Here is an 11,411-nt window from a genome sequence, read left to right on the forward strand (position 1 = left end):
TGGCGACGTGGCGCCAGCAGGGACGCAATCCATACGAAGAGCTTCGTCGAGCCGTCAGTAACAATGAACTGATCTCACGGGCTCACGCTGTGCCGGCTGTCGAGACTCCGGGGTAAACACGTACTAAATATCTTCCGTGGGCCGCGCCGAGGACACCTCGACGCTGTCTTGCGGTTTCCGGTTATTGATTAACGATCCTAAAATATCTCTCGTTCCGCGTCGATCGACGCGTATCCCAGCCCGGTTTGACCTCGTTTATTCTCATAACTTATGCGGATCTTCGTCGCCTCGTGCGCCTCGCATCGGCTCGCTCGCCGCCGCGGGGCGTCCCCGAGTCGCTCGCGCCGGACCGAACGGGATTTAACGGCCTGCGCGCCTACCCTCTCCCGTGCAGAACGTCACGGACCGGATCCGGAACCCCTTCGGGATGCGCCCCGACTGCCCCTCGTTCGTCCCCGGCTACGGCGACGCCAACGCCGACTTCCACGTCGTCGGCGACCGCCCGGGCGTCCACGGCGGGACCGCGGCGGGCGTCCCGTTCACCGGCGAGGCGTGGTCGCCCGCGTTCCTGTCGGCGCTCTCGGACGCCGGACTGATCGCGGGTGTCGCCGAGGGAGTCGCCCCCGACGGCGTCGCGCGCGACGGCGACCCGACGGCGGTCGACCCCGTTCGAACCGGCCGAACGTTCCTCTCGTACCTTCACATGTGCGCGGGTGAGGCGCCGCCCGACGAGGCCGCCTACGCCAACATGGAGCGGTTCTTCGACGCGGAGCTCCGCGCCATCGCCGCGCACGTGCTGCTCCCGGTGGGCGCGCGGGCGACCGAACACGTCCTCGAAACCTACACCGCCCGGGCTCGAAAGACCGAGATAGACATGGACGGGCTCCACGGCGAGGAACTGCTCGGCGCCGGCTGGCTCGTCGTCCCGATCAAAGACCCCGCCGACTGGGCGGACGGCGACGCCGATCGGCTCGTTGACTCGCTCCGAGAGCTCCGGTCAACCGACTTCCGCCGCGAGAGCGACCTCGGTCGCTTCATCGCCGGCAGCGACCCGTACCTCGTCCGCTGACGCGGCGATCGCTCGCCGAGCCCGCGACCCGGCCTCCCCCGTCCGGATGGACGTGAACTTTCCCCGGCAAAGCGCGCTACCGATACGGCGATCCGGCAGTAATCGCTCACATCTGCGGCCGATCGTTTTCTATCGCGGCCGCGAGGGTGTCATATTTGTCACTACTATCCGGATTTTATACCTGTCCCGCCGATCCGTGAGTAGACGCCCGACCGATCGGGCGTCGGCCGCAGGACTGGTACTCCCCGCGGCGACTTGGTCAGTCCCGGCCCTCACCGGCCGGTTTTTCCTCGCTACACAGCGCCTCGACGTACTTCCCGACGTGGTCGTCCATTCGCCGCTTGTAGCCCGCCTGCCGCGCGAGCCGGTCGAGCTCGCGGGAGACGTACGTGCCGTACTGGACCGCCTTCTTCTCCGCGGCGTGGACCGACTCCGGCAGCCGCCGGCTCGCGACGCGGCGGAGCGCGACCTTCCGCTCGTCGCCGTCGACGAGCAGGGCGTCCGGGAGCGCCAGCGCGGCGCCGACGACACGGTCGTCGAGCAACGGCGTCGCGGGCTCGACCCCCGCGGCGCGGAGCGCGAGCACGTCCCGCTCCAGCTGATCGGGCAGCGTCCGGACGGTCTCGGTCCGGGCGCCGCGGACGGTGTCGGCGTCGACCCGGGAGTCCTCGGCGGGGTCGACGACCTTGCTGTACCCGCCGAACAGCTCGTCGGCCCCCTGTCCGACCGCGAGGCGATCGAACCCGTCGGCCGCGGCCGCCTCGGCCGTCATGAACAGCGGCACCGCGATGGACGCGTCCATCGGGTTCCGGCGACCGGTCGCGGCCGCCACCGCGCGGACCGCTCGCGTGAGGTCGTCGTGCGTCACCTCGACGACGCGCAGGTCGCGGTCCATCGCGCTCGCGGCCTCGCGCGCCGCAGCGATGTCGTGGCTCCCCTCGAAGCCGGCGACGTAGCAGGGGGCCTCCGGGACGGCCGCGGCGACGAGGCCGGAGTCGACGCCGCCGGAGAAGGCCACCGCGAGGTTGCCGTCACTGCTCTCGTCGTCTCCCCCGGACCGAGTTGATGCCGCGAGGTCCTCGAGCGCCGCGCTCACCGCGCCGTCGACCGCCGCCAGCGCGGCCTCCGGATCGGCGGTCGGAGCCGGGTCGGGAAGCCGCCAGACGCGTTCGGTACCGCCGGCCGAGACCACGCTCCCCGCGGGCACCGGCTCCGGATCGGCGAGCGCGCCGCGGTCGAAGGCCCACGCGTCGGTCGCCGCGGGAATGCGGGCGGTCCCCGGATCGAGCGCCTCGCGCTCGACGAACAGCGGTTGTCGGCCGAGGACATCGCGGACGAGCACCGGGCCGTCGCGGTTCGGCCCGTCGCGGTCCCGCGGGTCCAAACTCGGCGGCTCGGCCAGCAGCCCGGCGAAGCCGCACCCGCCGGGGAGCGGGTCGCCGTCGCGGAGCGCGGCACGGACGCGGTCCGCGGGGGCGCCGCGGAGGTCGGACGAGGAAGGGGCCGTCATCGCGGTCACCGGAGGACGTCGAGCGCGCGGAGCGCGCGGCGCTTGGCGCCCCCGCCGAACTGCCGGAGCGAGACCCGCCACGGGGTGCGCTTGCCGACGACGCTCGTCCGCCCGTCGGCGATCCCGTCGAGGATCGCGTCCGCGGAGCGCTCGTCGGCGCCGACCTCCGTCACCGCCTGCCCGACCATCTCGGAGATGTGGGCGTCGCTGCCGGCGGTCATCGGGAGCCCGTTGCGGACGGCGAACTTCTCGGCCTGTCGGTTCGAGCGCCCGGTGAACAGTCGCGAGTTGTACACCTCGATCGCGTCCGCGCTCGCGAGCCGCTCGTCGCTGACGTGCGCGGCGACGCCGTGGCGGGACTTCTGGAAGGGGTGGGGGACGACCGCGATCCCGCCCTGGTCGCGGATCCGGTCGAGCGTCTCGTCGAAGGGGAGGCCGCTCTCGACGCGCTCGTCGATGCCGAACGCGAGCACGTGGCCGACCGCGCAGGTCACCTCCATGCCGACGATGCCGACGAGCCCGTAGTCGGGGGCCTTCTCGGCCGCCTCGATGCTGGCGTCGATCTCGTCGTGGTCGGTGACGGCGAGCGCGTCGAGCCCGACCGCGGCCGCCTGCTCCAAGAGGAGGTCGACCGGGTCGCGCCCGTCGTACGACAGCGCGGAGTGCGCGTGGAGCTCGACCGATAGCACGCCCGACGGTTCGAGCGTGGTGATGAAAAGCGCCCCGGTCCGCGCCGGTTCACGCCGCTTCGCGGCGATCGAACCCCATTTCGACGATCTGTTATCTAAAAGCAACTACGGTGGCGCGTGCCGACGAGCGGCCGGAGGGCGCGAGTCGCACGCGCGAGGGAGTCGCGAACGGTGCGATGTGCGAGCGAGGCGAGCACCTCGGTTGCGAGCGGTGAAACCGCGAGCAGTGAGCGACGGGGCTGGGGAGGCGTGAGGTGCTGTGCGCGAGTCCTCGCGGCGGGGCTTTGGCGGCGTTCGCCACCGGTCCGCCCTCGGTTGTTTATGTACGGACGGTGGAACCGATGAAAAGAACCCGCAACCACCGAGTGCTAGCTAAAACGCGCTCCCGCCTACGGTCTTCCGATAGGTCGCGCGCCCGGTGTGGCTCGACTCGTCCCACGACTCCACGTCGACGACGACCCGAGTGTCGACCGCGTCCCCGGGCGCGCCCTCGATCCGGAGCGTCGAGTCGCCGATGCGCGCGACGTGTACGCCGCCGTCGGACTCGCCCGTCACCATCACTTCGATCGCGTCCCCGGCCGCGTAGTCCGGTGTCGATCCCCGGAACGACCACCCGGCGAGGAACTTGTCGAAGACGCTCATGCGCGGGACACCTCCTCGGAGGCGCGGTCGGGGATGTACTCCCGCCCGAAGCCGGTGATCGCGGCGATGATGAATATCGCCACGAGGAACCAGCCGTGGAAGACGTACGGCACGACTTCGATGGGGTTCACGACCATCTCGGGGCCGTACTGGGACCCGAGGCCGTCCGGCCCGACCATCACCTGGTACCCGACCAACACGCCGCCCGCCCACGGGAAGATGTAGCCGAGCGCGGAGGTGTTGGCGTCCAAGATGTTCGCGCGCCGGTAGCCGTTGATGTTGAACTTCTCGCCGATCCGGGCGACGTACGGGGCGATCGCGATCTCCGCCGCGGTGTTTATCGTGATCATCCCGTTGATCGTCGCGGTGCCGAGGACCATCGTCAGCTCCGCCCGGCGGACGGTCGTCGCGACGCGGTCGAGGAGGAACGTCTGGATCGCCTCGAAGCCGCCGCCGCGGATCATGATCTGCGCCATCGCGACGATGAGAAGGGTGAGGACGATCAGCGGGAAGAACCCGACTGCGCCCGTGTAGAGGCTCCCGCCGACGCCCGCGGTCTCGCCGACCTCGACGACCGGGAGCCCGGAGAGCGCCCCGGCCTCCGTCACGGTGAAGGCGACGATGTCGCTCGCGCTCGACAGCCCGAACAGGAGGTTGGACGCGACCGCCACGACCAGCCCCCACGAGATCGCCTCGACGATGTGACGGCCCGCGACCGCGGTGACGATGACGACTCCCATCGAGAGCAGGTGGACTAGTCCGAGGGCGTTCGCGGACTCGCGGAGCGCGACGGCGCCCTCGAGGCTCACGCCGGCCATGGCCGAGCCGGCGATCAGGTACGCGGCGAACGCCGGGACCGCCGCCGCGATAGCGTACTTGAACCGCGAGGCGACGACCCCGCCGATGTCCGCGTCCTGAGTCACGGCGCTCACGATCGTCGTGTCGCTGACGGGCGCGAGGTTGTCGCCGAAGACGGCGCCCGACAGGATCGCGGCGAACAGCAGCACGGGGTTCGCGCCGATGAGCACGCCGGCCGGGAAGAACAGCGTCACGAACGCGACGGTCGCCCCGTATCCGGTGCCGATCCCGGTCGCGAGGAGGCCGCAGAGGATGAACGCGGCCGCGGGGAACGTCGACGCGCCGACGTTCAGAGCGTCGGCCGCGAAGATGAGCCCCTCGACGAAGCCGCCGGCCTGGAGCGTCTGGGCGAACATCCCGGCCCAGAGCCACGCGACGATCGCGGTCGCGGCCACGCGCTGGGTCATCCCTTCGAAGATCGTGTCGGCGTACGCCTTCCAGTCGCCGCGGACGAGGAACATTCCGAGCGTCGTTCCGACCAACGCGCCCACGACGAGCCCGTTGGTGTCACCGATCCCGAGGACGCCGCTCTGGAAGATCGCCCAGGCGATGAAGAAGACGAGCGGGAGGGTGCTCGCCCACTTCCCCCCGCGGAACTCGATCCGCGGGTCGTCGCTCCCTTCCTCGCCGACGCCGAAGTCGCTGCCGTCTGGGGGGTCACCGCCGTCGGTCGCGGCCGGGGTCCCCGCTGTCGTGTCGGTCATTTATCTCTCACACACTTTCGGAGACCGACGGCTCACGTAAATCCCCGTGTGCGCTCCGTCAGACGGACCGGGAGCGTTCGCCCGACGGAATCGCCTCACGCGGGGACAAGAACACGCTTAAGACCCCCGACGGCGACCGTCCTGACGGGAACAGCACAGCTGCAGATCCGACTCGCCGGGGCCCTTTCGCCCGCGGCTTGGGAATGTAGCAGTGCGCCGACGCCTCCGGCGTCGCGGTCGGGCGGCCCGCTCGCGCGGACCGTCCGGTCGGAGCGCTCGCTCCGCGAGCGATCCGTAGCCGCGCCGCGCGGAGTCGCGGTCACGTTGCGGTTGTGCCGTTCCAACCAGACAGACAATGGCACGAATGCACACGCGCCGTCGCGGTTCGTCCGGTTCGGACAAACCGGCGACGGACGAGACCCCGGAGTGGAGCGACGTCGACGCCGAGGACATCGAGTCCCGCGTCGTCGAACTGGCGGAGCAGGGCCACGACCCCAGCGTCATCGGCCTCAAGCTGCGCGACGAGGGCGTCAAGGGCGTCCCGGTCCCCGACGTGAAGCTGGCGACCGGCAAGAAGGTCACCGAGATCCTCGAGGAACACGACGCCGACGCCGACATACCGGAAGACCTCCGCAACCTCATGTCGCAGGCGGTTCGCCTGCGCGAGCACATGGCGGAGAACGGGCAGGACCACCAGAACAAGCGCGCGCTCCAGAACACGGAGTCGAAGATCCGCCGCCTCGCGAACTACTACCGCGGCGACGAGATCGATGAGGAGTTCACGTACACCTACGAGAACGCCGTCGAGCTCTTAGAGGAGTGAGCGGCTAGCACGGCGACACCGAGCGACCGATCCCGACCGACACACCACACATGACCGAAGCGACGTCCGCCACGCCCGCCCCCGACGCGCTCGCCGGCGTCCTCGCAGACGCGCCGTTCGTCCGGCTCGTCGCGACCGACGACGGCGACGCGCTGGCAGCCGCCGGGCTGCTCGCGCGAGCGCTCCGAGCGACGGGCACGCCGTTCCAGGCTCGGGTCGACCGCGACCCGGTGCCGGCGGACGTCGACGACGGCGTCGCGGTAACGGTCGGCGTCGACCGCGGCCCGCACGCGATCCCCGGAACGGGACGACCGGCGAGCACGGCCGCCTTCGCGGTCGCCCGCGCCCTCGGCGTCGAACCCGACCCCGTGGTCGCGCTCGCCGGCGTCGTCGCGGCCGGGTCGATCCCCGGCGCCGACGGCTCCGGCGACGCGCTCGACGCCGCGGAGCGGGCCGGCCGCGTCGAGCGGCGGCCCGGCGTCGCGCTCCCGGTTTCGGGCGGCGAGCGCGCCGCTCACGAGACCGACGGCGCGGACGCGGCCCCCTCGCGGGCCGAGGCCCTCGCGGCCTCGACGCTCGCGTCGACGCGGTACTCCGGCGACCCCGATGGGGCGCGCGACGCGCTCGATCCCTTGGGACTGTCCGCCGACCCCGACGCCGACGACCGCCGGCGCTTCGCGTCGCTGGTCGCGGTCGACGCGGTCGACGGCGACGATACGAGCGAGCGCGCGGCCGCTGCGGTCGAGCGCGCGCTCCGTCCGTACGCGACGGACGGTCCCTTCGAGACGGTCGGCGGCTACGCCGACGTGCTCGACGCGCTCGCCCGAGAGGCGCCCGGGACGGGGGTCGCGCTCGCGCTCGCGAGCGACCCGGCTCCGTCGCTTCGGACGGCCGCGCTCGACGCCTGGCACCGCCACGGACTGGCGGCGCACCGGGCGCTCGACGACGCGACGGTCGGCCGGTACGACGGCTGCGTCGTCGCCCGCGTCGACGCGGCGCCGGCGGTCCTGCCGACGGTCGCCCGACTCGTCCGGGACTTCCGGTCACCAGAACCCGTCGCAGTCGCGCTCGACGAGGGCGCAGGCCGGCTCGCGGCCGCTGCCGTCGAGCCGATCGGGCTCGGCGACGCCTGCCGGACCGCCGCCGACGAGGTCGGCGGCGACGGTTGGGGGACCCCCGCTCGCGGCGGGATCGCCGTCGAGACCGCCGGACCCGGCGACGCAGACATCACGGGGGCGCTGGCCGCGCTCCGGGAGGCGATCTGAGATGTCCGACGACGCCCCCCGAACGGCCGGCGACGACGCCGACCGGACCGCGACGGTTCGGACCACGCACGCCGACGCCGCGACCGTCGCGGCCGTGGTCGGGCCGGACGAGACCGACTCGATGCGCACGCGCGTCGACGGCGACGCCGTCGCCTGTACCGTCGCGCGACCGACCACCGGCGGGCTCCAGTCGACGCTGGACGACCACCTCGTGAACCTGCGCGTCGCCGACCGCGTGGTCGAGCGCGCTCGGTCGCATATCGCCGCAGACGCCGACTCCGCCGACACCCTCGACTCCACAGACGAACCACAGACGACCGACACCGACACACACACCGACACATGAGCGAACGATCCGTATCCAAGAGCAGAGAACAGAAGCGCTGGTACTCCGTGCTGGCGCCCGAACAGTTCGACCGACAGGAGCTCGGCGAGACCCTCGCCGAGGAGCCCCAGCAGGTCGTCGGCCGCACGATCACGACGACGCTCGACGAGCTGACGGGCGACTCCAACGCGAACAACACGAAGCTGACCTTCAAGATCACCGACGTGGGCAGCGACTCGGCGTACACCGAGTTCATCAAGTACGAGCTGACGCGCGACTACCTGCGCTCGCTCGTCCGCCGCGGCGCCTCGAAGGTCGAGGCGTCGATCACGGTGCTGACCACGGACGACTACCGTATCCGCGTCCAGCCCGTCGCCCTGACGACCAAGAAGGCCGACCGGTCCCAGGAGAAGGCGATCCGCCGCGTCATGATCGACAAGGTCCACGCGGCCGCCGAGGAGCGCACCTTCGAGGCGTTCGTCGACGCGATCGTCGACGGGAACCTCTCGTCGGCCATCTACGGCGACGCCAAGGAGATCTACCCGCTCCGCCGCGTCGAGGTCCAGAAGCTCACCCTCGAAGCGCGCCCGCGCGAGGTCGCCGCCGAGGAGGAGGCCGCCGTCGACGTCGACGCCGACGAAGTCGCGGTCGACGCCGACGAGTAACGGCTCGTCCACCCGACGCGGCCCCGTTTTGCGTTTATTTCTTCCCGAGCGGCCGCGCCGTCACCGAGCGGGTCAGTCCGCGTCCGACGCCGTGTCGGCGGCCATCCGGATCCGCGCCGACTCGAAGCCACACTCCTCGTAGAAGCCGCGAGCGGACTCGTTCTCGACGTCGACGTCGAGCGTGACGCGCTCGCAGCCGCGGTCGGCGGCGGCCCCCCGGGCGCGGTCGAGCAGCCGCCGCCCGATACCCTCGCCGCGGCGCGGCGGCCGGACGTACAGCTCGCTCACGTGGAGTCGGTCGCCCGCGGCGAACACGGGTGCGGACGACTCGGGGCTCGCGGCGGCGTAGCCGACGAGGCGGGCGTCATCGCCCGTTTCGCCGTCCGCGACGGCGACCCACGTCACCGCCTCGTCGTCGTCGAGCTTGTCCCGTCGGTGTTCGACGCCCGCGGCGACGAGGTCGACGTCGTCCGCGAGCGCGTTCCGGTCGGCGAGCCGCGCCATCTCGCGCGCGAACGGTAGCCACAGGTCCTCGACCAGCGGTCGCACGTCGCCCCGCCGGAGCCGCCTGATCGTCGGGGTCACTCCGGATCGACCGCCATCGTCATCTGTTTGCGGTACTCCTCGAACCCGGTCCGCTCGTAGAACGCCACGGCTCGCTCGTTGTCGACGTCCACGTCGAGCCGGAGCTGCCCGCAGCCGTGGTCGCGGGCGTCGGCGACCGCGCGCTCGACGAACCGGTCCGCGAGGCCGGTGCCGCGGTACGGCGCCGCGACGTATATCTCGCCGATCACCAGCCGGTCCGGCCGATCGAACGGGTCGGGACACGCGTCGACGCTCGTCATCAGCAGGCCGACGAGGTCCAGGTCGGGATCGGTCACGGCGGCGGTCGCGGGGTCGACCGCGGCGTCGGCCGCCCCGTCGGCGGCGGTCGCGGCGACCCAGCCGCGGCTTCCCGAATCGTCCAGCTGGTTCCGGGCGAACTCCACGTGTCGCTCGACGAAGCGCTCCTCGGGCCAGTCCGCGAGGTCGTGGGCCCCGACGGCGTCGGCGAGGTCGCGGTTGTACGGGAGCCACAGGTCGGCCGCGTAGCGGCGGAGGGCCTCCTCGTCGGACGGCAGCCGTCGGATCGCGGGTCGATCGCCGGACATACCCGGTAACTCGGTCGGCGAGAGAAGTGTTTTCCGGCCGCGTGCGACCCGTCCGCATCCGGCGATATCCGGGAGACGAAAGCTTGAAACGCCGCTCGCTCGACCTCTCGGGTATGGAACTGCGGGTCATCGAGAAGACCGACACGGAACTCCACATCGAGATCGCGGGCGAGGATCACACGTTCATGAACGTGCTGAAGGGCGCCCTGCTGGAGTCGGACGACGTCGCGGCCGCGACCTACGACATGAATCCCGAGCAGTCCGGGGGCCAGACCGAACCCGTCCTCACCGTCAAGGCCGAGGAGGGCGACCCGCTCGACGTGCTCGGGGACGCCGCCGAGTCGATCACCGAGCGCACGGACGCCCTGCGCGACGCGGTTCGCGCGGCCTGACCGCGCGGTCTGACCGCGGACGGACCTCTTTCCGCTCTCCGTTTTCCGGTCCCCTGCGCGCTGCGAGGGGCATACCTAAGTGCCGACTCCCGAAACGGGGGTGTATGCCGCCGAGCGTACTCATGCTGGGGTGGGGGTACCCGCCGAACATCACCGGCGGGCTCGACGTCCACGTGGGAGAACTGTTCACCGGGCTCCGCGACGAACTCGGTGTCGACGCCGCGCTGGTGTTGCCGGCGGAGTTCGCGCCCGACGACGAGCCGGGACTCGAACCCGTCGAGACCGGCGAGGGCGACGTCGCGGCGCGCGTCGGGGAGCTCTCCGACCGCCTCGCCGAACTCGCGCCCGACTACGACGTGATCCACACCCACGACTGGTTCGGGTACGGGCCCGGTCGCGCCGCCGCCCGCGAGTCCGACGCGACGTGGGTCTCCTCGTTCCACTCGCTGGCGAGCGACCGCAACATCGACCCGCCGAGCCGCGAGGTCGAGACGGAGCGCCGGCTCGCGAACGCCGCGGACACCAACATCGCGGTCAGCGAGATCGTCCGCGAGGACATCCGAGAGCTGTACGACGCGGACTCGCGGGTCGTGTACAACGGCTTCTCGACGCCGCAGTTCTCTGGGAAGGACGTCCGCGAGGACCTCGGTATCGACGGCCAGATGCTGTTCTTCGTCGGCCGCCACACCGACCAGAAGGGGATCTCGCACCTCCTGTACGCGACCAAGAAGCTCCGCGGCCGCGACGTGACGCTCGTCGTCGGCGGGTCGGGCCACCAGACCGAGCAGCTGAAGCGGTTCGCCGAGCTGCTCGGCATCGAGGACCGGGTCGAGTTCGTCGGCTACGTCCCCGAGGCAGAGCTCGGCGACTACTACGCCGCCTCGGACGCGTTCGTCTCGCCCTCGTACGCCGAGCCGTTCGGGATCACGATCACGGAGGCGCTGGAGGCGGGCACGCAGGTCGTCGCGACGCCGTCCGGCGTCGCGGAGGTGCTCCCCGACGGCTGCCTCGTCGAGGTCGAGACGGACTCGGAGTCGATCGTCGACGGGCTCATCGAGGCGCTCGACCGCGAGGAGCCGCCGGAGTACGGGCGCCGCGAGTGGCTGGACGTGGCGGAGGACACGCTCGCCGTGTACGAAGACGTCGCGTAATCCGTTCGAACCCCTTCTCCCCGAGACGCCCCGCTCAGTCCTCGTCGCCCCGGAACACGTCGAACTCGGTCACCGGCTCCGGGTGCGTGACCCGGAAGCCGTCCGCGGTCTCCATGACCCCGCGCGTGCTGCCGGTCGCCCCGCCGTACGGGCTCTCGTCCCCGCCC

13 protein-coding genes are annotated in these 11,411 nt (G+C 71.5%); 7 read left to right on the top strand and 6 right to left on the bottom strand.

Annotated elements, in window-relative coordinates:
- Positions 1-388: 388 nt before the first annotated feature.
- Positions 389-1,069 carry a uracil-DNA glycosylase family protein gene (locus EXE47_RS17600; RefSeq protein ID WP_137708579.1) on the top strand — a complete coding sequence of 227 codons (681 nt, stop codon included), beginning with the start codon at positions 389-391 and terminating at the stop codon, positions 1,067-1,069.
- A 259-nt stretch (positions 1,070-1,328) separates the two neighbouring features.
- Here EXE47_RS17600 and EXE47_RS17605 read toward each other — a convergent pair whose 3' ends face one another.
- From EXE47_RS17605 to EXE47_RS17620, 4 genes are all read right to left on the bottom strand, one after another.
- Positions 1,329-2,579, bottom strand: a complete 1,251-nt coding sequence (locus tag EXE47_RS17605) for an asparagine synthase-related protein (RefSeq protein ID WP_049931348.1) — start codon at positions 2,577-2,579, stop codon at positions 1,329-1,331.
- Positions 2,580-2,584: 5 nt separating this feature from the next.
- A complete protein-coding gene (locus EXE47_RS17610) occupies positions 2,585-3,268 on the bottom strand; it encodes a PHP domain-containing protein (RefSeq protein ID WP_137708580.1) in 684 nt (227 codons plus the stop codon).
- Between the two features lie 372 nt (positions 3,269-3,640).
- Positions 3,641-3,910, bottom strand: coding sequence for a hypothetical protein (locus EXE47_RS17615; protein ID WP_049931332.1), 270 nt, complete (start codon positions 3,908-3,910; stop codon positions 3,641-3,643).
- The gene (locus EXE47_RS17620; protein WP_086216343.1) at positions 3,907-5,472 is read right to left on the bottom strand and encodes a Na+/H+ antiporter NhaC family protein; all 1,566 of its coding nucleotides are present in this window, start codon (positions 5,470-5,472) and stop codon (positions 3,907-3,909) included. Before EXE47_RS17620 ends, EXE47_RS17615 begins: the two co-directional genes overlap by 4 nt.
- Positions 5,473-5,827: 355 nt before the next feature.
- Between EXE47_RS17620 and EXE47_RS17625 the strand changes: the two genes are divergently transcribed.
- Genes EXE47_RS17625 through EXE47_RS17640 form a run of 4 tightly spaced genes read left to right on the top strand, consistent with a single transcriptional unit; the run spans position 5,828 to position 8,550 of the window.
- A complete protein-coding gene (locus EXE47_RS17625; RefSeq protein WP_049931330.1) occupies positions 5,828-6,295 on the top strand; it encodes a 30S ribosomal protein S15 in 468 nt (155 codons plus the stop codon).
- 50 nt (positions 6,296-6,345) lie between these two features.
- Positions 6,346-7,560 (top strand): exonuclease RecJ, encoded by a 1,215-nt coding sequence (locus tag EXE47_RS17630; protein WP_089307931.1) that lies wholly within the window; start codon positions 6,346-6,348, stop codon positions 7,558-7,560.
- Between the two features lies 1 nt (position 7,561).
- Positions 7,562-7,906 (top strand): KEOPS complex subunit Pcc1, encoded by a 345-nt coding sequence (locus EXE47_RS17635; RefSeq protein WP_137708581.1) that lies wholly within the window; start codon positions 7,562-7,564, stop codon positions 7,904-7,906.
- Positions 7,903-8,550, top strand: coding sequence for a 30S ribosomal protein S3ae (locus EXE47_RS17640; RefSeq protein WP_049931327.1), 648 nt, complete (start codon positions 7,903-7,905; stop codon positions 8,548-8,550). The genes EXE47_RS17635 and EXE47_RS17640 overlap by 4 nt, the downstream gene beginning before the upstream one ends.
- Before the next feature lie 72 nt (positions 8,551-8,622).
- Here the strand turns inward: EXE47_RS17640 and EXE47_RS17645 are convergent, their stop codons facing one another.
- Both EXE47_RS17645 and EXE47_RS17650 read right to left on the bottom strand, forming a co-directional pair.
- Entirely contained in the window at positions 8,623-9,135 is a 513-nt protein-coding gene (locus EXE47_RS17645) for a GNAT family N-acetyltransferase (RefSeq protein ID WP_049931326.1), read from the bottom strand.
- Positions 9,132-9,701: an N-acetyltransferase gene (locus tag EXE47_RS17650; RefSeq protein ID WP_049931325.1), complete on the bottom strand. Its 570-nt coding sequence runs from the start codon at positions 9,699-9,701 to the stop codon at positions 9,132-9,134. Before EXE47_RS17650 ends, EXE47_RS17645 begins: the two co-directional genes overlap by 4 nt.
- A 113-nt stretch (positions 9,702-9,814) precedes the next feature.
- Here EXE47_RS17650 and EXE47_RS17655 point away from each other — a divergent pair, with 113 nt between their 5' ends.
- Complete coding sequence (locus tag EXE47_RS17655; protein ID WP_049931324.1) at positions 9,815-10,093, top strand: DNA-directed RNA polymerase subunit L; 279 nt, start codon at positions 9,815-9,817, stop codon at positions 10,091-10,093.
- A 122-nt stretch (positions 10,094-10,215) separates the two neighbouring features.
- Entirely contained in the window at positions 10,216-11,244 is a 1,029-nt protein-coding gene (locus EXE47_RS17660; protein ID WP_137708582.1) for a glycosyltransferase family 4 protein, read from the top strand.
- The last annotated feature ends 167 nt before the right edge of the window (positions 11,245-11,411 follow it).

This window comes from Halorubrum sp. GN12_10-3_MGM (genome assembly GCF_005435235.1).
Lineage (GTDB): Archaea > Halobacteriota > Halobacteria > Halobacteriales > Haloferacaceae > Halorubrum > Halorubrum ezzemoulense.